Source organism: Coriobacteriia bacterium (assembly GCA_041658765.1).
GTDB lineage: Bacteria > Actinomycetota > Coriobacteriia > Anaerosomatales > JBAZZO01 > JBAZZO01.
In genome coordinates this window covers 148,836-174,408 of the sequence record JBAZZO010000002.1, presented here as the reverse complement: position 1 = coordinate 174,408, position 25,573 = coordinate 148,836, and the positions used below count along the sequence as shown (strand labels likewise).

27 protein-coding genes are annotated in these 25,573 nt (G+C 68.9%); 26 read left to right on the top strand and 1 reads right to left on the bottom strand.

Annotated elements, in window-relative coordinates; all coding sequences use genetic code 11:
* Nucleotides 1-110 precede the first annotated feature (110 nt).
* Nucleotides 111-683 (top strand): energy-coupled thiamine transporter ThiT, encoded by a 573-nt coding sequence (gene thiT, locus WC971_02275; protein ID MFA5843642.1) that lies wholly within the window; start codon nucleotides 111-113, stop codon nucleotides 681-683.
* Nucleotides 683-1,390, top strand: a complete 708-nt coding sequence (locus WC971_02270) for a thiamine diphosphokinase (GenBank protein ID MFA5843641.1) — start codon at nucleotides 683-685, stop codon at nucleotides 1,388-1,390. Before thiT ends, WC971_02270 begins: the two co-directional genes overlap by 1 nt.
* Here WC971_02270 and rpmB read toward each other — a convergent pair.
* Nucleotides 1,362-1,550 (bottom strand): 50S ribosomal protein L28, encoded by a 189-nt coding sequence (gene rpmB, locus WC971_02265; protein MFA5843640.1) that lies wholly within the window; start codon nucleotides 1,548-1,550, stop codon nucleotides 1,362-1,364. The two genes, WC971_02270 and rpmB, sit on opposite strands and share 29 nt — an antisense overlap.
* Nucleotides 1,551-1,733: 183 nt before the next feature.
* Here rpmB and WC971_02260 point away from each other — a divergent pair, with 183 nt between their 5' ends.
* From WC971_02260 to lepB, 24 genes are all read left to right on the top strand, one after another.
* On the top strand, nucleotides 1,734-1,964 hold the full coding sequence (locus WC971_02260) for a DUF1858 domain-containing protein (protein ID MFA5843639.1): 231 nt from the start codon (nucleotides 1,734-1,736) through the stop codon (nucleotides 1,962-1,964).
* The gene (locus WC971_02255) at nucleotides 1,957-2,307 is read left to right on the top strand and encodes an Asp23/Gls24 family envelope stress response protein (GenBank protein ID MFA5843638.1); all 351 of its coding nucleotides are present in this window, start codon (nucleotides 1,957-1,959) and stop codon (nucleotides 2,305-2,307) included. The genes WC971_02260 and WC971_02255 overlap by 8 nt, the downstream gene beginning before the upstream one ends.
* 21 nt (nucleotides 2,308-2,328) lie before the next feature.
* Nucleotides 2,329-3,942 carry a DAK2 domain-containing protein gene (locus WC971_02250; GenBank protein ID MFA5843637.1) on the top strand — a complete coding sequence of 538 codons (1,614 nt, stop codon included), beginning with the start codon at nucleotides 2,329-2,331 and terminating at the stop codon, nucleotides 3,940-3,942.
* 20 nt (nucleotides 3,943-3,962) lie between these two features.
* Entirely contained in the window at nucleotides 3,963-4,817 is an 855-nt protein-coding gene (locus WC971_02245) for a DegV family protein (protein MFA5843636.1), read from the top strand.
* Between the two features lie 5 nt (nucleotides 4,818-4,822).
* Nucleotides 4,823-6,931, top strand: a complete 2,109-nt coding sequence (gene recG, locus WC971_02240; protein MFA5843635.1) for an ATP-dependent DNA helicase RecG — start codon at nucleotides 4,823-4,825, stop codon at nucleotides 6,929-6,931.
* Nucleotides 6,928-7,515, top strand: a complete 588-nt coding sequence (rsmD, locus tag WC971_02235) for a 16S rRNA (guanine(966)-N(2))-methyltransferase RsmD (protein ID MFA5843634.1) — start codon at nucleotides 6,928-6,930, stop codon at nucleotides 7,513-7,515. Before recG ends, rsmD begins: the two co-directional genes overlap by 4 nt.
* Nucleotides 7,512-8,003, top strand: a complete 492-nt coding sequence (gene coaD, locus WC971_02230; protein MFA5843633.1) for a pantetheine-phosphate adenylyltransferase — start codon at nucleotides 7,512-7,514, stop codon at nucleotides 8,001-8,003. Before rsmD ends, coaD begins: the two co-directional genes overlap by 4 nt.
* 12 nt (nucleotides 8,004-8,015) lie before the next feature.
* Nucleotides 8,016-8,474, top strand: a complete 459-nt coding sequence (locus WC971_02225; protein ID MFA5843632.1) for an ATPase — start codon at nucleotides 8,016-8,018, stop codon at nucleotides 8,472-8,474.
* A 2-nt stretch (nucleotides 8,475-8,476) separates the two neighbouring features.
* Nucleotides 8,477-8,959 carry a DUF177 domain-containing protein gene (locus WC971_02220; protein ID MFA5843631.1) on the top strand — a complete coding sequence of 161 codons (483 nt, stop codon included), beginning with the start codon at nucleotides 8,477-8,479 and terminating at the stop codon, nucleotides 8,957-8,959.
* 116 nt (nucleotides 8,960-9,075) lie between these two features.
* Nucleotides 9,076-9,252 (top strand): 50S ribosomal protein L32, encoded by a 177-nt coding sequence (gene rpmF / locus WC971_02215; protein ID MFA5843630.1) that lies wholly within the window; start codon nucleotides 9,076-9,078, stop codon nucleotides 9,250-9,252.
* Between the two features lie 37 nt (nucleotides 9,253-9,289).
* Nucleotides 9,290-11,389 (top strand): acetate--CoA ligase family protein, encoded by a 2,100-nt coding sequence (locus tag WC971_02210; GenBank protein MFA5843629.1) that lies wholly within the window; start codon nucleotides 9,290-9,292, stop codon nucleotides 11,387-11,389.
* A gap of 1 nt (nucleotide 11,390) precedes the next feature.
* On the top strand, nucleotides 11,391-12,455 hold the full coding sequence (locus WC971_02205; GenBank protein ID MFA5843628.1) for a phosphotransacetylase family protein: 1,065 nt from the start codon (nucleotides 11,391-11,393) through the stop codon (nucleotides 12,453-12,455).
* Nucleotides 12,440-13,498, top strand: a complete 1,059-nt coding sequence (gene plsX, locus WC971_02200; protein ID MFA5843627.1) for a phosphate acyltransferase PlsX — start codon at nucleotides 12,440-12,442, stop codon at nucleotides 13,496-13,498. The genes WC971_02205 and plsX overlap by 16 nt, the downstream gene beginning before the upstream one ends.
* Nucleotides 13,499-13,578: 80 nt before the next feature.
* Nucleotides 13,579-14,586, top strand: coding sequence for a beta-ketoacyl-ACP synthase III (locus WC971_02195; protein ID MFA5843626.1), 1,008 nt, complete (start codon nucleotides 13,579-13,581; stop codon nucleotides 14,584-14,586).
* Complete coding sequence (gene fabK / locus WC971_02190) at nucleotides 14,587-15,531, top strand: enoyl-[acyl-carrier-protein] reductase FabK (protein MFA5843625.1); 945 nt, start codon at nucleotides 14,587-14,589, stop codon at nucleotides 15,529-15,531.
* Nucleotides 15,532-15,539: 8 nt separating this feature from the next.
* Nucleotides 15,540-16,466, top strand: a complete 927-nt coding sequence (locus tag WC971_02185) for an ACP S-malonyltransferase (GenBank protein ID MFA5843624.1) — start codon at nucleotides 15,540-15,542, stop codon at nucleotides 16,464-16,466.
* Nucleotides 16,459-17,211, top strand: a complete 753-nt coding sequence (gene fabG / locus WC971_02180; GenBank protein MFA5843623.1) for a 3-oxoacyl-[acyl-carrier-protein] reductase — start codon at nucleotides 16,459-16,461, stop codon at nucleotides 17,209-17,211. The genes WC971_02185 and fabG overlap by 8 nt, the downstream gene beginning before the upstream one ends.
* Before the next feature lie 56 nt (nucleotides 17,212-17,267).
* Nucleotides 17,268-17,507, top strand: a complete 240-nt coding sequence (locus WC971_02175) for an acyl carrier protein (GenBank protein ID MFA5843622.1) — start codon at nucleotides 17,268-17,270, stop codon at nucleotides 17,505-17,507.
* Nucleotides 17,508-17,574: 67 nt separating this feature from the next.
* A complete protein-coding gene (locus tag WC971_02170) occupies nucleotides 17,575-18,519 on the top strand; it encodes a nitronate monooxygenase (GenBank protein MFA5843621.1) in 945 nt (314 codons plus the stop codon).
* A gap of 11 nt (nucleotides 18,520-18,530) precedes the next feature.
* A complete protein-coding gene (gene fabF / locus WC971_02165; protein ID MFA5843620.1) occupies nucleotides 18,531-19,766 on the top strand; it encodes a beta-ketoacyl-ACP synthase II in 1,236 nt (411 codons plus the stop codon).
* The gene (gene rnc / locus WC971_02160) at nucleotides 19,763-20,473 is read left to right on the top strand and encodes a ribonuclease III (GenBank protein ID MFA5843619.1); all 711 of its coding nucleotides are present in this window, start codon (nucleotides 19,763-19,765) and stop codon (nucleotides 20,471-20,473) included. Before fabF ends, rnc begins: the two co-directional genes overlap by 4 nt.
* A gap of 95 nt (nucleotides 20,474-20,568) precedes the next feature.
* Nucleotides 20,569-24,120 (top strand): chromosome segregation protein SMC, encoded by a 3,552-nt coding sequence (smc, locus tag WC971_02155; protein ID MFA5843618.1) that lies wholly within the window; start codon nucleotides 20,569-20,571, stop codon nucleotides 24,118-24,120.
* Nucleotides 24,101-25,024, top strand: a complete 924-nt coding sequence (gene ftsY / locus WC971_02150) for a signal recognition particle-docking protein FtsY (protein MFA5843617.1) — start codon at nucleotides 24,101-24,103, stop codon at nucleotides 25,022-25,024. Before smc ends, ftsY begins: the two co-directional genes overlap by 20 nt.
* On the top strand, nucleotides 25,021-25,557 hold the full coding sequence (gene lepB, locus WC971_02145; protein MFA5843616.1) for a signal peptidase I: 537 nt from the start codon (nucleotides 25,021-25,023) through the stop codon (nucleotides 25,555-25,557). Before ftsY ends, lepB begins: the two co-directional genes overlap by 4 nt.
* The last annotated feature ends 16 nt before the right edge of the window (nucleotides 25,558-25,573 follow it).

The following is a 25,573-nucleotide window of genomic DNA, read 5'->3' as shown; positions in this document are numbered from 1 at the left end:
ACGACGGCGCCGGTAATGCGGCGTCCGCACCACGGTGGAGCCCCGGGCTCTCGTCGCGACGCGATCGGACACTCCTCCCCACATGCGGCCCAAGGGATGGAGTGACGACCGTGCGCAACGACCGGATCCGGATACTCGTCGAGATCGGCCTCACCGTCGCGCTAGCCGCGGTGCTCAACCTCGTGAAGATCTGGCGCATGCCCAACGGAGGCGCCATCTCGCTCGAGATGCTGCCCCTGATCGTCCTCGCCTTGCGGCGGGGTGTCGGCCCCGGCATGATCGCCGGGGCGATGTACGGGGTCGTGGAGCTCATGTTCGACGCATACGTGGTCAACTGGCTGCAGTTCCTCATCGACTATCCGGTGGCATACGCCCTTGTGGGGATCGCGGGCATCGGGTCCGCATCGTGGCGTAGGGCTGCAACGAAGGGGAGCGCGACCAAGGCGACCGTCGTAGCCCTGGGGTGGACCGCCGCCGGCGGCATCGGGCGTTTCTACGCGCACTGGGTCTCCGGGCTGGTCTTCTTCGCGCAGTACGCGCCGAAGGGAACACCCGTCGCCATCTACTCGGCCGTCTACAACGCCAGCTACATGGTGCCTTCGCTCGCCGCCGTCGGCGCCGCCGCCGTTCTCGTGCTGCCCGCGCTCGAGCGGGCCGTGCCGGTCTCGGCGTCGGCTTCGTGATGGATGCACTCATCGTCGGAGCCGCGCCGGTCTACGGCGCGGAAGCGTTCTACCACGAACTTCTCTCCGGCTCGCCGCTCGTCGTCGCCGCCGACGCGGGTGCCGAGTGGTGCGTCACTCTCGGCAGAGTCCCCGACATCGCGGTCGGAGACTTCGATTCCTCCAGCGCGGGCGCGGTGGACCGTCTCCGTGATGCCGGGGCGTCGGTGATCGAGTTCCCGGCGAGCAAGGACGCGACCGACCTCGATCTCGCGCTCCTGGCCGCGCGAGAGGCGGGCGCGGACTCCGCGACCTTCACCGCCGCCTTCACCGCACGGCTCGACCACACACTCGCCGCGTTAGGCACGCTTCGCGACGCCGCGGACCTGGCGGGCAGGATCGTCGAACCCGGATTCGACGCTTGGCTGCTCGCCGAAGGCGCTCGCGAATCGCTCACGCTCGATGGCCGACCCGGTATGCTGGTGTCGGTCATCGCCCTCGAGCGGGCGGAAGGGGTATGCCTCACCGGTCTTCGCTACGAGCTGCAGGAAGCGGACCTCGACACGATGAGCGGACTCGGGATCGGGAACGAGATGGTGATCGACGTCGCGACGATCCGGCTACGTGCCGGTGCGCTGTTGGTGGTATGCGTCGGCGGCGAAGCCGGACGCGCTCTGGAGAGGGGAGACGCGGTGAACGTCAGCCGCGGACGACCTTCCCGGCCTTGAGGCACTTGGTGCAGACATCGACGCGCTTCGCGGTACCGTCGACGACCGCGGTCACCCTCTGTATGTTCGGGCTGAACATCCGCAGGGTCACTCGATGCGAATGGCTCACGTTACGTCCGGCACTCGGGTGCTTCCCGCACACGGAGCAGATCTTCGACATCCTCGGGACTCCCGTCCATCATCGGCCCGTGCCGCCAAGCGCGGCCGGTCCGTTCATCGGCGAAAACTCGTCGGATGTTAGCACAGTGCGGGACATCCGGACAAGGCGCGGACCCGTCGCTCGTTCGGCTATACTCTCCATGACCACCGGTCGAACCGGCTTCAGGACACCATGTCGAGGGGGGTGGGGTCGACGGACATCTCCGGATCCACCACTATCGCCGAGCTGCTGGCTGCGCGTCCCGGGGCGGCGGCCGTCCTGTCGCGGCACGGTCTCGGTTGCGCCGCATGCATGGCCGCCGAAGCGGACACCGTGGCGGAGGCCGCCGACATGCATTCCGTTCCGCTGGACATGCTGCTCGAACAGTTGCAAGAGGCGAGCGCGCCCACCACCGGGGAGGGACAGGATGACTGAGACGACCCGCGGGGCCGTGACCGTCGCGAACGACGTCCTGGCGGACATCGCCGGCTTCGTCGCACTCGAGTGTTACGGCATCGTCGGCATGGCAAGCCCCACGATGCGGGACGGCGTCGCCCAACTGCTGACGCGTGACAAGCTCCGTAAAGGTGTGAAGATCGCCAACGTCGACGACAGGCGCGTCGTCGTGGACCTCTGGGTCGTCGTCGAGCACGGAACGAACATCGCGGAGGTCTCCCGGAATCTCGTCGATCGCGTGAAGTACGCGCTCGGTCACGATGCGGACGTCGAGGTCACGGCGGTCGAGGTGCACGTCGTGGACATCAAGGTCCGGGCGTAGGCGAGCCGGAGACCGCGGACGATGCCCCCTTCGAGGAGACCCACTGCCCGCGACCTTCTGGCTGCTTCCTCGGCGGCCTTGACCGCCCGTGTCGAGGAGGTCAACCGGCTGAACGTCTTCCCCGTGCCTGACGGAGACACGGGGACGAACATGTCCCTCACGATGCAGGCGGTCGCGGGCGAGATCGACCGGCTTCCCGAAGATGCGTCGATCGCCGACATCTGCCATGCCGTCACTCACGGATCGCTCATGGGCGCCCGGGGCAACTCGGGTGTCATCCTCAGCCAGGTGCTACGCGGACTCTGCGAGGTGCTCGCCGCCGCCGAGGGCGTCGGCCCCCGCGTGGTCGCGGAGGCGCTGGCGCGCGCCGTCGTGGTCGCCTTCCAAGCGGTGCGCAAGCCCGTCGAGGGGACGATGCTGACCGTCTTGCGTGACGCCGCCGATGCGGCCGAAGCTTCGGTCGGCGCGGGCGCCGACCTCGAGACGGTGCTGGATGCGGTCCGTGACGAAGCGTGGGCGTCGGTGCGTCGTAGCCCGGACCTTCTTCCGGTGCTCAAGGAGAACAACGTCGTGGACGCCGGCGGGTTCGGTCTCGCGGTGCTCGCCGAAGGTTTCTGTGCCGCCCTCGAGGGTGTCGACGTCAGACAGATCGATGTAGCCCTCGCCCAGGCGACGCTCACGGTCGCTCCGTCGGACGATTGGGACGACGACGAGTACCTCTACTGCACCGAGTTCCTCCTCTTCGGCGCTGAGGCGGACCGCGACACCGTCCTCGACCGCATCGCCGCCAGCGGCGGGTCCGAACTGGTCGTCGGTGACGGAGACACCATGAAGATCCACGTCCACACCGACGACCCGGCCGGCGTCCTGGCATGGGCGACGTCGCTGGGCGAGGTCGCCGAGGTCCACGTGAACAACATGCGCCGTCAGACCGCCGAACGGTCCCGCGGCATCTCGCAAGGGCCTTCTCGCCCCGATGAGCCGCGGCTGGGGGTCGTCGCGGTCGCGGCGGGAGACGGTCTTCGGGATATCCTGGTCAGCCTGGGGGTCGATGTCGTCGTCTCGGGCGGACAGACCATGAACCCTTCCACGGCCGAACTGCTCGCAGCGTGCGAATCCGTCCCGGCGCAGGCCATCGTCCTGCTGCCCGACAATCGCAACATCCTGCTCGCCGCCCAGCAGGTCGTCGGTGTGTGCTCCAGGGCGGTCGGCGTAGTCCCGACGACCTCTGTGCCCCAGGCCTTCTCGGCGATGCTCGCGTTCGATCACTCGTCGCCGCTGGCGGATGCCGTCGCCGCGATGACCGACGCTGCGGCCCTAGTGCGCACCGGCGAGGTCACCACCGCCATCAAGGACTCGTCCGCGGCGATCGGTCGCATCACCGCCGGCCAAGTCATCGGGATCGCCGAACACGAGATCGTCGTTGTCGGCGACGACTTGACCGACGTGAGCCTTCGCCTGCTGGACACCCTCGCGCCCGGCGCTGAGACGCTCACGCTCCTTGCAGGGGAGGATCTGGACGACGACACGTTCGCCGCGATCACCGACCGCTTGGAGGCCGCGCATCCCGGACTGGACGTGGAGTCCCATCGCGGCGGACAACCGCTCTACCCGCTCATCATGGCCGTGGAGTGACTTCTCGAGAGGCGGAACCGATGGCTTCAGTCGGGATCGTGTGTGACAGCACTTGCGACCTGGGTCCGGAGTGGTTCGCCCGGCACGATGTGACCATGGTGCCCCTCAAGGTGCTCTTCGGCGATGAGACGTACCGCGACTGGATCGACATGTCCGTCGAGGACTTCTACAAGCGTCTCGTCTCCGCGCCCGCGCTCCCGAAGACATCGCAACCCTCGCCGGCGGACTTCGCGAGCGTGTATGCGGACCTCGCGGCCTCCGGCGTCGAGGAGATCGTCTCCATCCACCTGACCTCGGCGCTCTCGGGGACGTTCGACTCGGCGACGCTGGCCGCAGCCGATTCCCCTGTGCCGGTGCGAGTCGTGGACACCCGCACGGTGAGCCAAGCGACCGGCCTCGTGGTGCTCGCAGCGGTCGAGGCGCGCGACGCTGGTGGCGACGCAGCGGCCGTCGAGGCGACGGCTTCCGCCACGGCGGTGTCCACCAGGCTCTTCTTCATCCTCGACACCCTCGACTACCTGGTGAAGGGGGGACGCGCGGGCAAGGCGACAGGCCTGGCGGCATCGGTCCTCAACATCAAGCCCATCCTCGTCTTCAACTCCGACGGCATCATCGAGCCGTTCAAGAAGGTCAAGGGGACACGGAAGGCGTACGTCGAACTCGCCGCGCACGTGGCTGCGGAGACGCGCCGGATCGGACGAGTGCGCCTCGCCATGCTCTACGCCGATCGCCCCGAGAAGGCGGACGAGTTGCGCGCGGAGCTGGACGCCGCCGGCGCGGACTACGACTTCGTCACTTCAGGCGCCCTCGGCGCGGTCATGGGAACGTACGCGGGTCCCGGCGCCGTCGGCGTGGCGTACCACCCGCTGGGGTGACGGCCGTGGGCCAAGCAGGCCCCGCCATCCCAGCGAGGGTCTTTGCGACGACGAGTCTCGACGACCCCGTGGCCACCGTGCGCCTGGTCGACAGGACGCGCGCGCAGGCGTTCGGGCGTCTCGGTGTCGCCACGGTCGACGACCTGCTGCGACACTATCCGCATAGGTATCTCGACCTCAGCGTCTCGCGATCCATCGCCGACCTGCGCCCAGGTGAGGACGTGACGGTCGTCGGCACCGTTCACTCCGTGGTCGTGAAGCATCCCCGACCACGACTGACGGTCACCGAGGTCGGCGTCGTCGACGCTACCGGGGTGCTTCTCGCGGTGTGGTTCAACCAGCCCTACGTCTCCGGCCGATTGCGCGAGGGCGAACGCATCGCTGTGGCAGGCACGGTCGCGATCGAGTACGGCTTCAAGCAGATGCGCGCGCCGTTCTTCGAGAAGCTGCCGTCCGAGGGAGTGGAGGCTGAGACGCTCGGTCGGATCCTGCCCGTACACCGCGCGACCGAGGGTCTGAGCTCCAATTGGATCCGCCGTCTCGTTCGTGAGGCGCTCGCCTCCCATGGCTCGGTGGCCGACCCGCTCCCCGTCGAGATCCGGCGGCGGCGAGCATTGCGGTCGCTTCGCGGCGCCCTCAGGTCGATCCATTTCCCGGAAGACGCCGCCGACGCCGCCGACGCGCGACGGCGCCTCGCCTACGACGAGCTGCTCACGATACAGATCGGGATGGCACTCCGGCGGCGTCACGCGGTGGAAGGACACTCCGGGACGCGTCATCGCATCGACGGTCCCGCAGTCCTCTCGCTGAAGGAGGCGCTTCCCTTCGAACTGACCGCGGACCAGAGGCGGGCGACCCGTGACGTCCTGAAGGACATGCGGTCGCAGCACCCCATGAACCGGATGCTCCTCGGCGATGTAGGGACGGGGAAGACGGTCGTGGCGGCCGTCGCGCTGTGCGCTGCCGCCGACACCGGCACGCAAGCGGCGATGATGGCCCCCACCGAGGTGCTCGCCGCGCAGTACGCCGCCAAGGTCGGGCCCCTGCTGGACGCGGCTGGGGTCGCGTGGACGTCCCTGACGGGCTCTACGGCCGCGAAGGATCGTGCCATCGCGACCGCTGCGATCGCGGACGGGACGGCCTCGGTCGTCTTCGGGACGCATGCCCTGATCCAGGAGGGCGTCTCGTTCGCGCACATGACGCTGGCGATCGTCGACGAGCAGCACCGCTTCGGTGTGGCGCAGCGGCTCGGTCTCCGCTCGAAGGGCACGTCACCCGACCTCCTGGTGATGTCGGCGACACCCATCCCGCGCAGCCTCGCGCTCACCCTCTACGGCGACCTCGACGCCTCCTACATACGCGAACGGCCGGGCCGGGGGAGGGTGACCACGAGCGTCGTGCCGCGCGCGGCTCGCGCAGAGGCGTACGAACGCGTGCGGGAAGCCGTCCGCTCCGGACATCAGGCCTACGTCGTCTGCGCGCTCGTCGACGAGTCTGACACGGCACAGACGAGAGCGGCCGTGACCGAGGCGCGACGGCTGCGCTCGAAAGTCTTCCCCGACCTGCGTGTCGGACTGCTCACCGGCCAGATGCGCGGACCCGAGAAGACCGCGGTGATGGACGCTTTCCGGTCGGGCGACGTCGACGTCCTGGTGGCGACGACGGTCATCGAGGTCGGCGTCGACGTCGCCAATGCGACCGTGATGATCGTGGAGGACGCGGAACGCTTCGGTCTGGCGCAACTGCACCAGCTCCGGGGCAGGGTAGGGCGCGGAGACGACCCAGGCGCGGCACTGCTCTTCGCGGACCCCCGCTCCGACGAGGGGCGTCGCCGGATGGAGGCGATCGCGTCCATCGACGACGGGTTCGCTCTCGCCGAGGCCGACCTGCGTCTTCGAGGCGAGGGACAGGTGCTCGGCGAGCGCCAGCACGGGTTGCCCGAGCTGCTGCTCGCTTCCGTCCTCGGAGACGCCGATCTCCTCGACGCGGCGCATGAGGACGCTGCCGCCATCGTGGCGGCGGACCCGGACCTCCTCGACGCGCGTCACGCGCCTCTCCTGCGCGACGTGCGTCGCCGTTTCCGAGAGGGATGGACCTGGGTGAGCAGCGGATGAGGATCGTGGCCGGAGAGTGGCGAGGACGGAGGCTGGCGACACCGCACGGTCGATCCACCCGGCCGACGTCGGACCGCGTGCGCGAGGCCGTCTTCGACGCATTGTGCGCGCGACTCGGTCCCGATCTCGGCGGACTCACCGTTCTCGACGCGTTCGCGGGAACCGGCGCTCTGGGTCTCGAGGCGCTGTCGCGCGGAGCCGACCGGGCGGTCTTCGTCGAGCGCGATCCTGGCGCCCGACGGTCGCTCGCGGCCAACGTGGAGGCCCTCGGCGCCGGCGACTCATCGACGATCGTCGTCGACGACGCCTTCTCGCTGGCCGAGTGGGATCGTCTGCCCGAAGCGCCGTTCGCGTTGCTCTTGCTCGACCCGCCGTATAGAATCGAACCGGCCCAGGTGGGGGGACTGCTCCAGGCGCTCGCCGGGTCGGGGGCCCTGACGGACGGTGCGCTCGTCGTCTACGAGCACGGCAGTCATGCGGAGCCGGTCTGGCCCGAGGGGTTCTCGCAGGTGTGGGATCGTGGCTACGGTTCGACCCGCGTGGGCATATCCATCTACCGCAGGGAGGGCTCGTCCCCGTCGTGAAACGCGCGATATGCCCAGGGACTTTCGACCCCATGACTTCGGGCCATCTCGATATCATCGAGCGGGCGGCGGGACTCTTCGACGAGGTGGTCGTCGGTGTCGCCCTCAATCCGGAGAAAGGCGACGGTCCGCTCTTCTCCGTCGAGGAACGTTGCGCCTTCATCCGCGAGGCCACGATCGGCCTCGGGAACGTCTCGGTTCGACCTTTCGACAACCTTCTCGTAGAATTCGCACAGGAAGCCGGTGCGAGCGTGGTCATCAAGGGACTGCGCGCAGTGACCGACTTCGAGCGGGAGTTCCAGATGGCCCAGTTGAACTACAGACTGGACCCGGGGATCGAGACGATGTTCATCATGTCGATCCCCGACTACGCGTATCTGAGCTCCTCGGCCGTCAAGGAGATCAGCGGGCATGGAGGCGACGTACGCGGGCTCGTGCCCGACGCCGTGGCCGAAGCGCTGGCACGCCGCATACAGCGGACCCTCTAGGGAGGTACGCGGATGGACATCATGGCCCTGATCGACCGGATCGAGGAGCTCGTAGACTCCGGTCGCAACGTGCCGTTCACTTCGGCGAAGCTCGTCGACCCGGAGAAGGTCTACGAGGTCGTCGACGAGGTCCGCGCTCAGTTCCCCGATGAGCTCAAGCAGGCGCGCTGGATCGTCAAGGAGCGCCAGGAGATGCTCGAGGAAGCGGAGAAGGAAGCGAACCGCATCCTCGAAGAAGCGCGCGAGCGCGCGCAGGCTCTCGCCAGCGACCAGGAGATCGTCAAGCTAGCCGAACAACAGGCGGCCGAGATACTCGACGACGCGCGCAACCGCGAGCGAGAGATACGCCTCGGCGCAGAGGACTACGCCGACGAGATGCTCGCCAACCTCGAGGTCAACCTGGGGAAGCTGCTCACCGCCGTACAGCGCGGTCGCGACCGGCTTCAGGGCAAGTCCAGCCAGCGGAGCTGACCATGGCGGTGGGAGCCGCGGTCCCCGTCGAGATCAGAGAGATCCTCGAGGACCTCGGGGCGTCCATCGAGATCGAGGACTCCTTCGCGATCGAGCCCCTCGGCACGATCGACGAGCCGTACGAGATCGATGGCCTCGTCGACGTGCAGGTCTCCTTGACGAACACGGGAGCGGGTTTCGTCCTAGCGGGACGAGCTCAGGCCGTCGTGAGAGCCGAGTGCATGCGCTGCCTCATCCCGTTCGAACTCACCCTCGACGCCCCCGTGGAAGGGTTCTACGTCTTCCCGGGGCGCGAAGCCGAACTTCCCGAGGAGCAGGACTACGAGTTCATCGTCGGTGAGCGGGTCGACATCCTCCCGGCGATACGAGCCGCTCTTACCCTCGAGATCCCGTTCGCACCGCTGCACGACCACGACTGTGCCGGGATCTGTCCCTCCTGCGGCGCCGATCGCAACGTCGACCCGTGCGGATGCGCTCCGCTGTGAGGACGACTGCCTAGTCCGGTGTGCTATCATGCCGTGGCGTGTCCGCTCACGCGGACGCCGATATCGTCGTCACCGGCGCCGCGACCAGGCGCCTCAAGGAAGGAGCGACCGCCCCGATGCCCGTTCCCAAGCGAAAGACCTCCCGCGCGGTACGCGACAGCCGCCGCGCTACGCACGACCTCAGCGCACCCGCGAAGTCGACCTGCCCGCAGTGCCACGAACCCAAGCTGCCCCACCGCGTCTGCCCCTCTTGCGGGTATTACGACGGTAAGGAGATAGTCGAGACCGAATAGGCTTCGGTCCGGCGCCGCGCCGGCGGGAGGGGGAGACGTGCGCGAGCTCGACGCGTTCTTCGCCCCGCGGGCCGTGGCTGTCGTCGGAGCGGCTCGCGAGGAGACCAAGGTCGGTCATGCCGTCTTCGACTACATCCTCGCAGGCGGATTCCCTGGACCGGTCTATCCGGTCAACCCCAATGCCGACGAGGTCCACGGCCACCACTGCTACGCGACGGTACGCGACGTTCCGCGCCCGGTGGATCTCGCCGTGGTCGTCGTCCCCGCCGCCGCCGCGCTGGGCGTCCTCGATGACTGCGCCGAGGCCGGTTGCACGGCGATCATCGTCCTCTCAGCGGGCTTCAAGGAGATCGGTCCACAGGGCGCCGCCGCCGAGCGCGAACTGGTCGCATCCGCTCATCGCCTAGGCTTGAGGATCCTCGGGCCGAACTGTCTCGGCCTGGTCGCGCCGCACTCCCGCCTGAACGCCTCGTTCGCCCGGGTCGTCCCCGGACCCGGCTCCATCGCGTTCATGTCCCAGTCCGGAGCCCTCGGTACGGCGATGCTCGACCGTCTCGCAGGGGAGGGGATCGGGATATCGGCGTTCGTGTCGCTCGGCAACAAGGCCGACATCGACGAGGTCGACCTCATCCGGGCGTGGACCGAAGACGGCACGGCGAGCGTCGTGACCGCCTACCTCGAGTCGGTCGCCGACGGGGCCGCGTTCGTCGAGGCCGCGATCGCGCTCACCGCGCGCAAGCCGTTCGTCGTCCTCAAAGCCGGCCGCTCGGACGCCGGCGCCCGCGCCGTCTCCTCGCATACCGGGAGTCTCGCAGGCTCCGAGGCGGCCTACACCGCGGCCTTCCTGAAGGCGGGAGTCATCCGCGCCGCCACCGTGGAGGAACTCACCGACATCGCGGTAGGCTTCTCGATGCAGCCGCTTCCGCGAGGGGACGGCGTCGCGATCCTCACGAACGCGGGAGGTCCCGCGATCGTGGCGACGGACGCGTGCGTGTCCCGCGGACTGTCTCTCGCTTCGCTCGATAGACGCACGATCGATGCGTTGCGTTCCGCGCTCCCGGCTGCCGCGTCTCCGTACAATCCCGTCGACGTGCTCGGCGATGCCGACGAGTCGCGCTACGCAGCCGCGGCATCCGTCCTCCTCGCGGACCCGAATGTCCACACGCTCCTCGTGGTGTTGACCCCGCAGGCGCCGACGCGACCCGTCGAGACCGCGCACGCCCTGGCCGCAGCAGCCTCCGCCTCAGGTAAGACCACCCTTGCCTGCTTCATGGGTGGCGAGTCGGTGTCCGCAGGCAAAGCGGTGCTGCTCGAGAGCCGCATACCCGCTCTCGCCTTCCCCGAGCAGGCAATCTCCGTCCTAGCCGCGATGGTCCATCATGCCGGACGACGACGCGCACCGGCCTCGGTCCGGACCTCGATCCAAGGCGATGTACCGCTGGTGCGCGAGACCATCGCTCACGCGCGTGCAGCCGGAAGGACCTTCATCACGGAGAGGTCGGCCGCACGCGTGGCCGAGGCATACGGGATCCCGATCCCCGCTGGAAGCACCGCTCGGGACCTGGTGGAAGGGCTCCGCATCGCCGACGAGATCGGGTATCCGGTCGTCGTCAAGATCGCGAGCCCGGACATACTCCACAAATCGGACATCGGCGGCATCCGTACCGGTGTCGGCGACGCCACCGCCCTCGCGACGGCCTACGACGAAGTCACGTCGAACGCCCGCCGGCTCATACCGGAGGCACACGTCTGGGGCGTGACGGTACAGAGTCAGGCGCCCGCCGGCCGTGAGGTGATCGTCGGAGTACGGAGGGATCCGCAGTTCGGTCCCGTCCTCATGGCCGGTCTCGGTGGCATCTACGTCGAGGTGCTCAAGGATGTCGCCTTCCGCCTCTGCCCCGTCACCGAGGCGGAAGCGCGGGAGATGCTGACCGAGATCCGGGCGTACGGCCTCTTGCGCGGCACGAGGGGAGCCCGGCCGGCGGACATCGACGCCGTGATCGATGTCATCGTGCGCGTCTCGGCGCTCGTCGTCGACTTCGAGGACATCGTGGAACTGGATATCAACCCTCTCATCGTCCAGGATGGTGGCGGCGGGGCCCTCGCCGTCGACGTTAGGATCGGGATCGGAGGCTAGTATGGGCGCTCTTCTCGTCATCTCGACCGCGTCGTACTCGGGTAAGAGCAGCATCTGCGCGTGCCTCATCGACGAGATCTCCCGCCGAGGAGGTTCCGTCGGCTACTACAAGCCTTGGGGCGCTCTTCCGATCGTCATCGACGGACTCACCACGGACAAGGACGCGGCATACATGAACGCCCGCCTTCAGCGCCCGGCTCCGATCGAGAGGGTCTGCACCTTCGTGAAGACCCGTGCCGCGATCGAGGGGGTGCTCGACCGGCGGACCGAAGACCTGGCCGACCGCGTTCTCGAGGATTTCGCCGTATGCGCCGACGGTCGCGAAACCGTCGTCGTCGAGGGACCCAGCACGGTCCACAACGGGATGTCCGCCGGACTGTCCGCGTGCTCGATCGCCGATATCCTCGACGCACGGGTCATCCTGGTCTACCATCCCGACGGCGCCGACCTGCCCGACGACGTCCTCGGAGTGAAGGACTGCATGGGAGACCGCCTCGCCGGTGTCGTCGTCAATCTCGTGCACGAGGCTCACGCGGACTTCGTCGCCGACCACGTGCGCCCCTTCCTGGCGACTCGAGGGATCCCGGTCTTCGGGGTGCTCCCATGGGACACGGCCCTGGCGACGGTGACCGTGGGCGAGATCGCGGACTCCCTCGCCGCGACCGTACTCTGCGCCGAAGAACGTCTCGACGAACCGGTCGAGTCCTTCATGGTCGGCGCGATGGGCCAGGACAAAGCGCTCACCTTCTTCCGGCGCAAGGCCCGCAAGGCGGTAGTGACGGGCGGGGACCGCGCCGACGTGCAGCTCGCCGCGCTCGAGACGAACACGCGTTGCGTCGTGCTGACAGGGAACATGGCCCCCAGCTCGCTGGTGCTCGCACGCGCGGACGAACTCAGCGTGCCGATGCTACTGGTCGACATGGACACGCTGAGCGCCGTCGAGCGGCTCGAGTCCCTCTTCGGCCATTCGCGTCTCCACGACCCCCGGAAGGTCGCTCGCATCGAGGACCTCTTCTCGCGCAACATCGACGTGGACGGTCTCCTGCGCGCGTGCGGGGTCTCGTGACAGGCGCTGGGAGCCAGGATCGCAGGGTCTTCGTCGCGGTCGACGCGATGGGCGGGGACGCCGCGCCGCGCGCGGTCCTCGACGGCGTCGCCTCGGCGCTCGTCGCCGATCCCGACCTCCACGTCCTTCTGGTCGGGACCGACGATGTGGTGGGACCTTTCGCCGAGTCGCACGCGCGCTGCGAGGCCGTGCATGCCGATTCCGTGATCGGGATGGGGGAGCACGCCGCACAGGCAGTGAGGGGGAAGCCCGACTCCTCGATCGTCGCGGGATGCCGCCTCGTGAAGGAGGGACGAGCGGCCGCCTTCTTCTCTGCCGGCAACACCGGCGCAGTCATGGCGGCGGCCACCCTCGTGCTCGGACGGATCCCCGGCGTGTCGCGACCGGCGATCGCGACGGTCTTCCCGGCCGCGTCGGCTCCGTGCGTCCTGCTGGATGTCGGCGCGAACGCGGACTGCAAACCCGAGCATCTCCTCCAGTTCGCGCACATGGGGATCGCATATGCGCGAGCCGCCCTCGGGGTCGAACACCCGCGCGCCGGTCTCCTCAACATCGGAGAGGAGGAGACGAAGGGCTCCATGCTGGCCCAAGATGCTCACGCCCTGATGGCGAACGGTCTGTCCGGGTTCGTCGGGAACATCGAGGGACGGGACCTGCCCCGCGGCATGGCGGACGTCGTGGTCACCGACGGCTTCACGGGCAACGTGTGCCTCAAGTTGATGGAGGGACTCTCCGAGACCCTCCTGGGCGAAGTGCGCGCGGCGATCTCGGCCCGGCCGATCGATAGGCTCGCGGCGCTGGTGCTGCGTCCGTCCCTGGCATCGCTCAAGCGCAGGCTCGACCCGGACACCTACGGAGGCGCGCCACTGCTCGGAGTACGCGGTGTCTGCGTGATCGGACACGGAGGCTCCACCGCCGACGCGGTCGCGGCCGCCCTCCGAGTCTGCGCCACGTCCGTCCGCGGCGGTCTCACCGATCTCATCTCGGGAGCGCTGGCGACGGGAGATCCGGACTCGCTTCCACGCCCGACGGGAACCGTGTAGACTACTCGCCACCCCGCGCCGGGAGACGTCCTTCTCTTCGGCGCGCGGCCCGGCAGCCGTCATGAGGAGTCCCTTCACCTATGCCATCCGCCGCCATATCGGGTGTCGGGGCGTACCTGCCGACCAGGCGTCTCACCAACGCCGACCTCGAAGGCATGGTGGACACCTCCGACGAGTGGATCCTCAGCAGGACGGGCATCAGCGAGAGGCGTCTCGCAGCCGATGACGAGGCCACTTCGGACCTCGCGGCACATGCCGCGACCGACGCTCTCGCCGACGCCGGGATAGCGCCGGCCGACGTCGATCTCCTCGTGCTCGCAACTTCGAGCCCGGACATGATCTTCCCGTCCTCGGCGTGCCTGGCCGCGGCGAAGATCGGCCTCGATTGCCCGGCGTTCGACGTGAACGCCGCCTGCACCGGGTTCGTCTACGCGTTGCAGGTCGGAGCTTCCGCCATCGAGTCCGGGCGGGCGAGGACCGTTCTCGTCGTGGGCGCCGACGCACTCACTCGACACGTCGACTTCACCGACCGCGCCACGTGCGTGCTCTTCGGGGACGGTGCCGGCGCCGTGGTGCTCTCCGCCTCGAGTGAGCCCGGGGTCCTCGGCATCGACCTCGGCGCGGACGGCACCGCGTCTTCTCTCCTTCAGATCCCGGCCGGCGGCTCCGCGGCTCCGTGCACGCCCGAGCGTCTCGCGGACGGCCAGCAGTACCTCATGATGAACGGGAACGAGGTCTTCAAGTTCGCGGTGAGGGTCATCCCCAGTACGGTCGAGCGCGCTCTCAAGGCTTCACAGCTCACCCTCGCCGACGTCCATCGGCTCGTGCCTCACCAGGCCAACCAGCGGATCATCGACACGATCGCGGAGCGCCTCGGCATCCCTGTCGAGCGCGTGGTCTCCACCATCCGGGAGACCGGCAACACGTCCACGGCTTCGATACCGCTGGCACTGCACGCCCTGTATACTCGTGGCGACCTGGCCCCCGGTCAGGTGGTGGTGCTCGTCGGTTTCGGCGCCGGGCTCACCTGGGGAGCCGCCGTGGTCCGCTGGACGTCTCGCCCGAAGACCCCCGAGGAGGTCGCCTAGATGCCCTTGCGAACCAGGCTCACGGACACCCTGGAGATCGAGCACCCGATCATCCAAGGCGGCATGGCCTGGACCGCGACGGCGGAGCTCGCCGCGGCGGTCAGCGAGGCCGGAGGCCTCGGCGTCATCGGCGCGGGACACATGCCGACCGACGTGCTCCGCGATCAGATACGTTCCGCCAAGGCGCTCACCGACCGGCCCTTCGGCGTCAATCTCATGCTCCTCACACCGCACATCGACGACCTGGTCGACATGGTCCTCGCGGAGGGCGTTCACGCCGTCACCACCGGCGCGGGAAACCCGGGCAAGTACATGCCCTCCTTCAAGGAGCGCGGCATCAAGGTGCTTCCGATCGCTCCGAGCGTGGCGCTGGCGAAGCGCCTCGAGGCGATCGGCGCCGACGCTGTCATCGGTGAAGGCATGGAGGCGGGCGGGCACATCGGCGATCTCACCACGATGGTGCTCATCCCTCAGCTCGTCGACGCGGTGTCCGTCCCCGTGGTCGCCGCGGGTGGAGTGGCCGACGGCCGCGGCATCGCCGCGGCGTTCTCGCTGGGCGCCGAAGGCGTGCAGGTAGGGACCCGCTTCATGTGCGCGACCGAGTGCACGATCCATCCGGCGGTCAAGCAGCGCGTCCTCAAGGCACGCGACCGCGACACCGTCGTCACCGGTTACTCCACGGGCCACCCCGTGCGGGTCTTGAAGAACAAGCTGACCAGGATCCTCGAGGAACTCGATCGCGAGAACCGGGTCGATGAGATCGAGAGGCTCGGTGAGGGCAAGCTCGCGCTGTGCATGCGCGAGGGCGACGTCGAGATGGGCTCCGTGATGGCGGGCCAGTGCTCGGCCCTCGTCGACCGCGAGCAGCCCGCCGCCGAGATCGTATCGGAGATGGTCGCGGAGGCTCAGTCCATCATGAGGCGCCTGTGCGCCTTGGCGGACTGAGCGCGTCGATGGGACCTCGCGTCGCGCTCGTCTTCCCCGGCCAAGGAGCCCAGCGCCCCGGCATGCTCGACTCCGTCCCGGAGACGGAGGACATGGACCGCCTTCTGGACGCCGCCGAAGCGCTCTCGGGTCTTCCCTTGCGCTCCGTCGCGGCTTCAGGATCCGACGGCGACCTCACCGATACGCGCATCGCGCAACCGCTCCTGTACCTCACCGACTGGGCGTGGGGCAGAGCCCTCCTCGATTCGGGGGTCACACCCTGCTTCGTCGCCGGACACAGCCTCGGCGAGATCGTGGCCCTCTCGATCGTCGGCGTCTTCTCGGTCGAAGCCGGTCTCGACCTGGTCGTCCAGCGATCGCGTCTCATGTCCGAGGCGGCCCTCACGAGCCCCGGGACGATGGCTGCGGTCCTCGGGCTCGGGCGCGATGCGGTGGTCACGGCCATCCAGGGGCTCGAGGACGTATACGTCGCGAACGACAACTCGCCGGTCCAGACGGTGATCTCGGGCTCCGTCGAGGGCGTGGCCCGGGCGGGTGATACGCTGACGGCAGCGGGGGCGCGCAGGGTGGTGCCGTTGCGCGTCGGGGGCGCGTTCCACAGCCCGTTCATGGCGTCGGCCGCCGCTGCCTTCGCGGACCTGCTCGGCGGTGCCGACTTCGCGGACGCACGCATCCCCGTCGTGCCGAACTCGAATCCTGTGCCGGCGACGTCCGGCGCCGTTCTGCGCGAGCGTCTGGCCAGGCAGATGGTCGAGCCGGTCCGCTGGACCGAGACCGTCGCGATGCTGTCGGACTCCGGTGTCGACGTCGTGGTCGAGTGCGGCCCGAGTGCTGTGCTCAAGGGCCTCGCCCGTGGCACGGAGGTCCCGTTGTTCCTGTCCGTCGAGGCCGACGGGGTCGGCCCGGTCCTCGAGGAGGTCGGTCTCGGTGTCTGATCTGGAAGGGAAGGTCGCGCTCGTCACTGGCGCGTCGCGCGGCATCGGAGCCGCCATCGCGCGCAAGCTCGCGGCAGAGGGCGCCTCCGTGTGCGTGAATTACTATCCGACGCTGAAGGACGAGGCTGAGGAGTTGGCGCGCGAGTTGACCGACAGCGGCGTGCGTGCCGTGGCGCTCCCCGGTGACGTCACGTCGCCCGCGGACTGTGAGGCCGTCGTCAGCGGTTGTGTCGAGGCACTCGGCGCCATCGACGTACTCGTGAACAACGCGGGCATCACGCGTGACGGGTTGATCGTCCGCATGTCCGACGAGGACTGGGCAGCGGTCATCTCGACGAACCTCACGGGGGTCTTCAACATGACCAGGGCCGCCGCGAAGGTGATGATGAAGGCCCGGCACGGCTCGATCGTGAACATCGCCTCGGTCGTGGGTATCATGGGCAACGCCGGCCAGGCGAACTACTCCGCCGCGAAGGCGGGGGTCATCGGCCTCACGAAGACGACCGCCCGCGAGCTCGCAGGGCGAGGAGTCAGAGCGAACGCGGTGGCTCCGGGCTTCATCGAGACCGACATGACCGCGAAGCTTCCGGAAGCCGTTCGCGAGGCGGCACGCGCCACGATAGCCATGGGGAGGTTCGGCGGTCCCGAGGACGTCGCCGCCGTGGTATCCTTCCTCGCGTCCGACGAGGCCGCATATGTCACGGGCCAGGTGCTCGCCGTCGACGGCGGGATGACCTTCGCGTGAGCGGCACTGCCCATCGACCGTACGTACCGCGACCGGGAGGGGAGGTGTAGCGACCAATGGACGCTGAGGAGATCTTCGATAAGGTGAAGGCCGTCATCGTCGACCAGCTCAACGTCGAGGAGGACGATGTCCTCGAGGAGGCATCGTTCGTCGACGATCTCGGCGCCGACTCGCTCGATATCGTCGAGCTCGTCATGGCGCTCGAGGAGCAGTTCGGCATCTCGATCCCCGACGAGCAGGCCGAGGGCATCAAGACCGTCGGCGATGCCGTCGAGTACATCGCCGCGAACGCGTGAGATCGAGCAACCGGCGCCCCTCCGGCGGAAGGCCCGCCGGAGGGGTCCGTTCGACCGGAAGGCGAGAATGGACCTCCCGCAGCTCACAATAGGCACCCACACCGCCCGGCTGCCCATCATCCAGGGCGGCATGGCCGTGCGCATCTCGCTGGCGCCGCTCGCCGCAGCGGTGGCCAACGCCGGAGGGATCGGCATCATCGCCGGCTCGGGTCTCGAGCCTGACGAGCTCGCACGCAACATCCGCGAAGCTCGCGCGGCGACCGACGGCGTCATCGGCGTGAACGTCATGGTCGCCGTCCGCCGGTTCAAGGAGCTCGTCCAGACCGCGATCGCGGAAGGCATCGATCTCGTCATCGCCGGTGCAGGGTTCTCACGTGACGTATTCACGTGGTGCCACGACGCCGGGGTCGCCATCGTTCCGATAGTGGGATCCGAGCGCGTCGCGCGCCTCTCCCAGCGTTTCGGCGCTACCGCCGTCGTCGTCGAAGGCGTCGAGGCGGGCGGCCATCTCGGTACGGACGAATCGGTGGAAGACCTGCTGCCGCGCATCATCGCCAGCGTGGACCTCCCCGTCATCGCGGCGGGCAACATATGCACCGGCGCCGACATCAAGCGGGTCATCTCAGCAGGCGCATCCGGCGTCCAGATGGGCTCCCGTTTCGCGGCGACGGTCGAGTCGTCCGCACCCGACGCCTTCAAGGCGCGCTACGTCGCGGCGACCGAAGAGGACATCGTGATCATCCGAAGCCCTGTCGGCCTTCCCGGCAGGGCGCTGCGCAACGTCCTCACCGATCGTCTCGCGGCAGGCGATGCTCCTGAGATCCCTCGATGCATCTCCTGCCTCAAGGTATGCGGCAAGGAGTACTGCATCATGGACAGGCTCATCTCCGCGCAGCAGGGGGACGTCACGGACGGGCTCGTCTTCTCGGGGATGTCCGTGACGCGGATCCACGACATCCCGACCGTGGCCGAGCTGATGAAGCGGCTCGAGGCCGAATGGCGCGCGGCGTAGGGGGGAACGACATGAGGCGGGTCGTCGTCACTGGGATGGGCGTGGTGTCGCCGGTCGGCGTCGGCGTGCAGGCCATGTGGGACTCGGTCTCAGCGGGCCGCTCCGGCATCGGCCCGATCACCCTGTTCGACGCCTCGAAGCACTCCGTGCGCTTCGCCGGTTGCGTGGACGATTTCGATCCCGGCGGCTCGATCGACCCGAAGTCGGCCCGGCGGATGTCCCGCTTCCAGCAGTTCGCCGTCGTCGCGGCCGACGAAGCTATGGCCGACGCCGGTATGCTCGAGATCGACCCCGACGAGGCCGATCGTGTAGGCGTCATCGTGGGCTCCGGTATAGGCGGCCTGTTCACGATGGAGGAGCAGACCGCTGTGCTCCTCGAGCGCGGACCCACGCGCGTCAGCCCATTCCTGGTCCCGATGATGATCATCGACCTCGCCGCCGGGCACATCTCGATCCGCTTCGGAGCGAAGGGCATCAACTACGCCCCCGTGTCCGCCTGCGCCACCGGCACGCACGCCATCGGCGAGGCTCTCGAGGCGATACGCCGCGGCGCCGCGGACGTCGTCGTCGCGGGCGGTTTCGACGCGGGAGTCACCCCACTGGGCCTAGCGGGTTTCGCCTCCGCGCGCGCCCTCTCCACCCGCAACGACGAGCCCGAGCTCGCATCGCGCCCGTTCGACGCAGGCCGGGACGGGTTCGTCATCGGAGAGGGCGGAGCCGTGCTGGTCCTCGAGGAACTCGAGCACGCACGGGCGCGCGGCGCGCGGATCCGCGCCGAGGTGTTGGGATACGGCGCCTCCGCCGACGCGTACCACATCACCGCGCCTGCCCCCGACGGAGACGGCGCCAGGCGCGCGATGGTCCACGCGCTGGAGAACTCCGGTCTCGAGCGCGAGGCCGTCGGCTACGTGAACGCCCACGGGACGTCGACGGAGCAGGGCGACGCGTGCGAGACGATCGCGCTCAAGGCCGTCTTCGGCGAAAGCGTACCTCCGGTGAGTTCGACGAAGTCGGTCATGGGCCATCTGCTGGGCGGAGCCGGCGCGGTCGAAGCCGCCGTATGTGTCAGGGTCATCGAGGAGGGCGTCCTGCCTCCGACGATCAACCTGACCGACCCCGATCCCGTCTGCGACCTCGACTACGTCCCGAACGTGGCCCGCAAGGCAGCGGTCGACGTCGCGATGAGCAACTCGTTCGGCTTCGGCGGCCACAACGCCACGATCGTGCTCGGCCGCTCCCGGCCATGAGCGACGAGACGCCGCGCCTCGCTCACGCCGAGTTCGCTCTCGGCGTGACCTTCACCGACACGGAGCTGCTCCGCGCCGCCCTCACCCATCCCTCCTCGCGAGACGACTCGCGCGAGAAGTCGGAATTCGAGAGACTCGAGTTCCTCGGGGACGCGGTCTTGCGGCTCGTGGTCTCGGAACACCTCTACGCCACCTTCCCGGACGTGGCGGAGGGCGAACTCACCAAGCGCACGATCGCTCTGGTCTCCGGCCGCTCGCTGGCGGCCGCCGCTTCCGAGGCGCGCCTCGGCGACGCGATATCGACGGGTGAGGGCATCGACCTCTCCGACGAACGCCGGGTCGCGGGAGTCCTCGAGGACACCCTCGAAGCCCTCGTGGGCGCGGTCTACCTCGATGCGGGCCTTGCGCAGGCGCGCGTCGTCGTGAGGAGGCTCCTCGGCGACAGGCTGGATTCCCCCGAAGGACTCGACACCCTCGAAGACCCGAAGAGCCTCCTGCAGGAGCGCCTGCAGGTCTCAGGCGGGTCCATCCCCGAGTACCGTCATGTGGACTTCGACGGACCGGATCACGACCGTGTCTTCACCGCCGAGGTCTCGCGCGACGGCACCGTGCTCGGGCGGGGCGAGGGCAGGAGCAAGAAGGACGCCGAACGCTCGGCTGCCGCGGCGGCGCTGCATGCTCTCGACGGCGGCAGCGACCGACCCTGAACGGGACGTCTTCGCAAGGCGGCCGGCGGCGCGCGCTGTGGTAGCATAGTCCGCGCTTGCACGCCCGTGACGCAGCACGCCGAGGAAGGGGAGCGTTGCACCTCAAGTCCCTCACGCTCAAGGGCTTCAAGTCGTTCGCGGACCGCACGAAGCTCTCCCTGGAACCGGGCGTCACCGTCGTCGTCGGTCCGAACGGCTCGGGCAAGTCCAACATCTCCGACGCCGTCCTGTGGGTCCTCGGCGAGCAATCCGCCAAGGCGCTGCGCGGTGCCGCGATGGAAGACGTCATCTTCGCCGGGTCCTCCGGACGTCAGGCGGTCGGCGTCGCCGAGGTCGACCTCGTGCTGGACAACACCGACGGAAGCCTCCCGCTCGAGTTCTCGGAGGTCGTCGTCACCCGCCGCATGTACCGCAGCGGCGAGAGCGAGTACCTCGTGAACGGAAGCCCCTGTCGCCTCATGGACGTCCACGACCTCCTCCACGACACGGGACTCGGCCGCGACACGCACTCGATCATCAGCCAGGGCCGCATCGACGAGATCCTCAGCTCACGCCCGGAGGACCGCCGGTCTCTCATCGAGGAGGCCGCCGGGGTCCTCAAGCATAAGAAGCGCAAGGAACGGGCGCTGCGCAAGCTGACATCGATGGACGTCCACATGGAGCGCGCGCGGGACGTCATCGCGGAGATCGACCGTCAGCTCCGACCCCTCCAGCGTCAAGCGGACAAGGCGGGCCGCCATCGCGAGCTCTCGGACGAGTTGCGCGACCTCGATCTCGCCCTCGCGATCGACGACCTCAGGGCCCTGCGCGGTCGCTGGGAGGGTCTCGAGAAGCGCGAGAACGAGGCGTCCGCCGAGATCGAACTCGCAAGGTACCGTCTCGAGGAGAAGGAGCGGGAGCTCTCCAAGTTCCAGTCGCTGCTGGAGGCGAAGGGCCTGTTCGTCGGGGACCTCGGGGAGCAGCGCAGACGCCTGCAGTCGGTCCTCGAGCGCCTCAATTCAGGGCTCCTCCTTCTCGAGGAGAAGGGGAAGAACCTCGTCTCCCGCCTCTCGGAGCTGCGCGGGACGGTCCATCGCGCTCAGACGTCCCTCACCTCCCGCACCGGCGAGGTCGACCAGCTCGCCGCGGACCGCGCCGCCGCCGACGCCGCCCTGAGGGCCCACTATGCGACGCTCGGCGATCTGCGACGCGAATCCGAGGCCGCCAGGAAGGACCGAATCGCCGCGGAAGAGGAACTCGCCGGTCTCAACGCGGCGATCCGCCGGTCGCGCAAGGAGGCCGACGACGCACGGGCCGACCTCGCCAAGGTCGAGCAGGCGCTCGCCGCGTTCGCCCTCGAGTCGGAGGTCGTCGCCTCGAGGCTCGAGACCGTCCGCACCCAGCGAGCGACGGCCGCCGCAGCCCTCTCTGCCCGCCGCACGAGAGCGCAGGAACTCGACGCGGCCCTCGCGAGGTCGCGCAAGGAGCTCGCCCTCGCCGAGTCGGACGTCGACCGCCGTGTCCGTGTTCTCGAGTCCCGGCGCCGCGACCTCGACTCCCGCCGGGACGCGCTCGCGGCCATGCGGGCCGAGACGCTCGGTCTCGAGGAGGTCGATCGCGCGTTCGAGACGGCCTCGCCGGCGCTGGCATGGGTGCTCGCGAAGGAACGGGAGCTCCACGGGGTCGTCGGCATCCTCTCCGACCTGATCACAGTCGAGACGGGACACGAGCAGGCGGTCGAGCGCGCGCTCGGGCCCGATCTCTACTGCGTGATCGTCCGCACGCCCCAGGACGCCGAGGACCTCGTCTCCCATCTGACCTCCGACGGGGCGGGGGACGTCTCGGTGCTTCCGCTCTCCTCCCTCCCGGAAGTCGCGAAGCCTGCCGGCGCACGTCTTTCCGGCCTCGTGCACTGCCCCGAAGAGATCCGCCCGGCGGTCGAGGCGCTCCTCGGCGACGCCGTCGCGGTCGACACGCTCTCCGAGGCGCTGCGCCGCACTCCGCAGGCGGGGACCCGTGCCGTCACGCGCGACGGACACGTGGTGTGGCCGAACGGGAAGGTGACGGTCGGTATTCAGTCGGACGCCGGCTCCGGTGTGCTCGCGCGCAAGCGCCGCATCAACGAGTTGCGCGACTCCCTCCAGGCGTGCACGGCCACCGTCGGAGAGGCGGAGTCCGCCGCCGCGGAGGCCGAGGATGCCGTCGCGGCCGCACAGCAGGACGCGCTCGAGGTCGGACAGCGTCTGGCGGCCCTGGCTGGCGAGAGCGAGTCGCTTCGCGAGGAACTCGGACGGCTCGAGCAGGGTCTCACGGACCTCGACGCCGAGGCCAAGACGCTGCAGGCGCGGGGAAGCGCCATCACCGACCGGACGGCGAAGGACGGACCGCAGCAGAAGTCCCTCACCGCCGCGATCGAAGCGGCGGACCTCACCTACGCGGGACTCGAGGAGGAGGCGCACCGCGCCAGGGAACGGCGAGAGGACCGCGCCCGCGAGGAGGCGGCCGTCGCCGACCGGCTCTCGCACTGCCAGGTCGACATCGCGACGGTCTCCGAGCGCGAGGTCCACCTCAAGCGCCGCATGGCCGCGGCCCAGTCCGAGCTCGCGGAGTCCACGCGGCTCGTCGACCGCTCCAAGATGACCGAAGAGGCGCTTGAGACGCTTCGCGCGCGCATCGAGCCGATCCACGACCAGTTCAGCGCATTGCTCGAGGTGGCCGAGGGCTGGGCGGTCAGACTCCGCGACCGCGCCCGCTTCGAAGCCGCCGACTCGGAATCGTTGCGCGAGACCATCCACGCGGCGCAGACCGCGGTGAAGGACGCCCAGGGCGGCGTCGAGGAGCAGGCCGAGGCGACTCACCGGGTGCAGCTCGAGAAGGCGCAGTTGGAGCTCCAGGTCGACGCGGCGGTACGCCGGATCGTCGAGGACCTCGCCACGCCCCTCGAGAGAGGACTCGAGACGCCGCCCGTCGACGATCGAGAAGCCGTCGCCGAACGAGCCGCCAAGCTTCGCCGCCGTGTCGCGGACATGGGACCCGTGAACCCGGTCGCCCTCGACGAGTTCGACGCCCTCGCACGCAGACGCGACCAGCTCGGCGGACAGCTCGAGGACCTCCAGGCGAGCAAACTCGCCTTGAAGAAGGTCGTCTCCGCGGTCGACCGCAAGATCCGCGAGCGGTTCCTCGAGACCTTCGAGGAGGTCGACCGGCACTTCCAGGCGGTCTTCTCCCTGCTCTTCCCCGGAGGCAGCGCCGCGCTGCGCCTGACCGACGAGGAGGACCCCGAGGAGACCGGCATCGAGGTCGTCGCTCAACCGCCTGGGAAGGTCCTCAAGAAGATGTCGCTGATGTCCGGCGGCGAGAAGTCCCTGACGGCGCTCGCGCTGCTCTTCGCCGTCTACCACACCCGGCCTTGCCCCTTCTACGTCCTCGACGAGGTAGAGGCCGCCCTCGACGACACCAACCTCACGCGCTTCGTCGCGTTCGTCGACACGCTGCGCTCCCGGACCCAGTTCGTGATCGTCACCCACCAGCGCAGGACCATGGAGATGGCCGACGTGCTCTATGGAGTCTCGATGCAGGCGGACGGCGTGACCAAGGTCGTGAGTCAGCGGCTCGAACGCGATCGGAGACCTGCAGGGGAGCCGGACGATGCCCGAGCCGTGGTATAGGCGCGTAGCCGAGGGTCTGGGTCGCTCACGGGAGAGACTGTCGGGCTCGCTCAACGTCCTCCTCGGTCGCGGTCCCGATCTCGACGCCTCCTTCTTCGAGGACCTCGAGGACGCGCTGATCTCGGCCGACATGGGCGCGACCGCCTCCACCGGGATCGTCGAGAGGCTCAAGGACACCGCGGCGCGGCTCGCTCTCCCGGATGCCGAGGCTGTCATCGACCGCCTCGCCGAGGAGATCGCCCGCGAGCTCACGGTCCCGGACGCACTCGACGCGTTCTCCGAGTCGCCCGTCACGGTCCTCATCGTCGGCGTGAACGGCACGGGCAAGACGACCACCGTCGGCAAACTCGCGAAGGACGCCGCGGATTCCGGCCGCTGTGTGCTCGTCGGCTCCGCTGACACCTTCCGCGCCGCCGCCGTCGAGCAACTGCGCATCTGGACGCAGCGTGCGGGAGTCCCCGTCGTCGAGCGCGCGCGCGGAGAGGATCCCGCCGCGGTCGTCTTCGACACTCTCGAGCGCGCCGCGGAGTCCGGTGCCGACCTCGTGCTCGTCGACACCGCGGGTCGCCTCCACACATCGAAGGACCTGATGGACGAGCTGCTCAAGACCCACCGCGTCGCGCTCAAGCGCAGTGAGGCCCCGGTCCGCGTCGTGCTGGTCCTCGACGCCACGACGGGACAGAACGGGCTCGCCCAGGCGCGCGAGTTCCACGAGGTGCTCGGTCTCGACGGAGTGGTCGTGACGAAACTCGACGGCACCGCAAAGGGCGGCATCGCCGTCGCCGTCGTCCGCGAGCTCGGCGTGCCGATACTCCGCATAGGCATCGGGGAGGGCGTCGACGACCTGCGCGCATTCGACGCGGCCCTCTTCGCCGCCGCGCTTCTCGGCCGGGAGCCCGTATGACACTCATGAGATCGGCTATCGGAGACCGCAAGGCCGCGTTGCTCGTCCTCCCGCTGACCGCTCTGCTCGCACTGGTCCTCGTGGTCTTCTACGGCGCGTACGACACCGCGCGGGTCGACGGCCCGTCGATGGACCCGACGCTGTTGTCCGAAGACCGGCTCCTCGTCACGAAGGGCTACCCGGACCCCCGACGCGGCGACATCATCGTCTTCGAGGAGATCGAGGGCGGGACTCCCATGAGACTCGTCAAGCGCGTCGTCGGGATCCCGGGGGACAGCGTCCGCACCGTCGGCGACCGGGCGTGGGTGAACGAGAAGCCCGAGGCGGCGCATGAGGCCGTCATCGGTCCCGACAGGCAGATCGTGGAGCCGTCGGTCGTCGCTCCCGGCGAGCTCTTCGTGATGGGGGACAACAGACCCGACTCCACGGACAGCCGCTTCTTCGGCCCCATCGCGCTCCGCTCGGTGATCGGTCGAGCGGTGGCCGTCTTCTCTCCGGTGACGCGGATACGCCACCTCGATCGCATCCCATAGCCCCGCACGAAAGAAG

Bases quoted from the DNA above. Each gene is read 5' to 3' on its own strand.
- WC971_02220 (MFA5843631.1), top strand. From the start codon at position 8,477: ATGGCGGTGGGAGCCGCGGTCCCCGTCGAGATCAGAGAGATCCTCGAG.
- rsmD (MFA5843634.1), top strand. From the start codon at position 6,928: ATGAGGATCGTGGCCGGAGAGTGGCGAGGACGGAGGCTGGCGACACCG.
- WC971_02175 (MFA5843622.1), top strand. From the start codon at position 17,268: ATGGACGCTGAGGAGATCTTCGATAAGGTGAAGGCCGTCATCGTCGAC.
- rpmF (MFA5843630.1), top strand. From the start codon at position 9,076: ATGCCCGTTCCCAAGCGAAAGACCTCCCGCGCGGTACGCGACAGCCGC.
- WC971_02255 (MFA5843638.1), top strand. From the start codon at position 1,957: ATGACTGAGACGACCCGCGGGGCCGTGACCGTCGCGAACGACGTCCTG.
- WC971_02225 (MFA5843632.1), top strand. From the start codon at position 8,016: ATGGACATCATGGCCCTGATCGACCGGATCGAGGAGCTCGTAGACTCC.
- ftsY (MFA5843617.1), top strand. From the start codon at position 24,101: ATGCCCGAGCCGTGGTATAGGCGCGTAGCCGAGGGTCTGGGTCGCTCA.
- WC971_02245 (MFA5843636.1), top strand. From the start codon at position 3,963: ATGGCTTCAGTCGGGATCGTGTGTGACAGCACTTGCGACCTGGGTCCG.
- WC971_02195 (MFA5843626.1), top strand. From the start codon at position 13,579: ATGCCATCCGCCGCCATATCGGGTGTCGGGGCGTACCTGCCGACCAGG.
- rpmB (MFA5843640.1), bottom strand. From the start codon at position 1,550: ATGTCGAAGATCTGCTCCGTGTGCGGGAAGCACCCGAGTGCCGGACGT.
- WC971_02185 (MFA5843624.1), top strand. From the start codon at position 15,540: ATGGGACCTCGCGTCGCGCTCGTCTTCCCCGGCCAAGGAGCCCAGCGC.
- WC971_02205 (MFA5843628.1), top strand. From the start codon at position 11,391: ATGGGCGCTCTTCTCGTCATCTCGACCGCGTCGTACTCGGGTAAGAGC.
- WC971_02250 (MFA5843637.1), top strand. From the start codon at position 2,329: ATGCCCCCTTCGAGGAGACCCACTGCCCGCGACCTTCTGGCTGCTTCC.
- WC971_02270 (MFA5843641.1), top strand. From the start codon at position 683: ATGGATGCACTCATCGTCGGAGCCGCGCCGGTCTACGGCGCGGAAGCG.
- rnc (MFA5843619.1), top strand. From the start codon at position 19,763: ATGAGCGACGAGACGCCGCGCCTCGCTCACGCCGAGTTCGCTCTCGGC.
- lepB (MFA5843616.1), top strand. From the start codon at position 25,021: ATGACACTCATGAGATCGGCTATCGGAGACCGCAAGGCCGCGTTGCTC.
- WC971_02170 (MFA5843621.1), top strand. From the start codon at position 17,575: ATGGACCTCCCGCAGCTCACAATAGGCACCCACACCGCCCGGCTGCCC.
- fabK (MFA5843625.1), top strand. From the start codon at position 14,587: ATGCCCTTGCGAACCAGGCTCACGGACACCCTGGAGATCGAGCACCCG.
- fabF (MFA5843620.1), top strand. From the start codon at position 18,531: ATGAGGCGGGTCGTCGTCACTGGGATGGGCGTGGTGTCGCCGGTCGGC.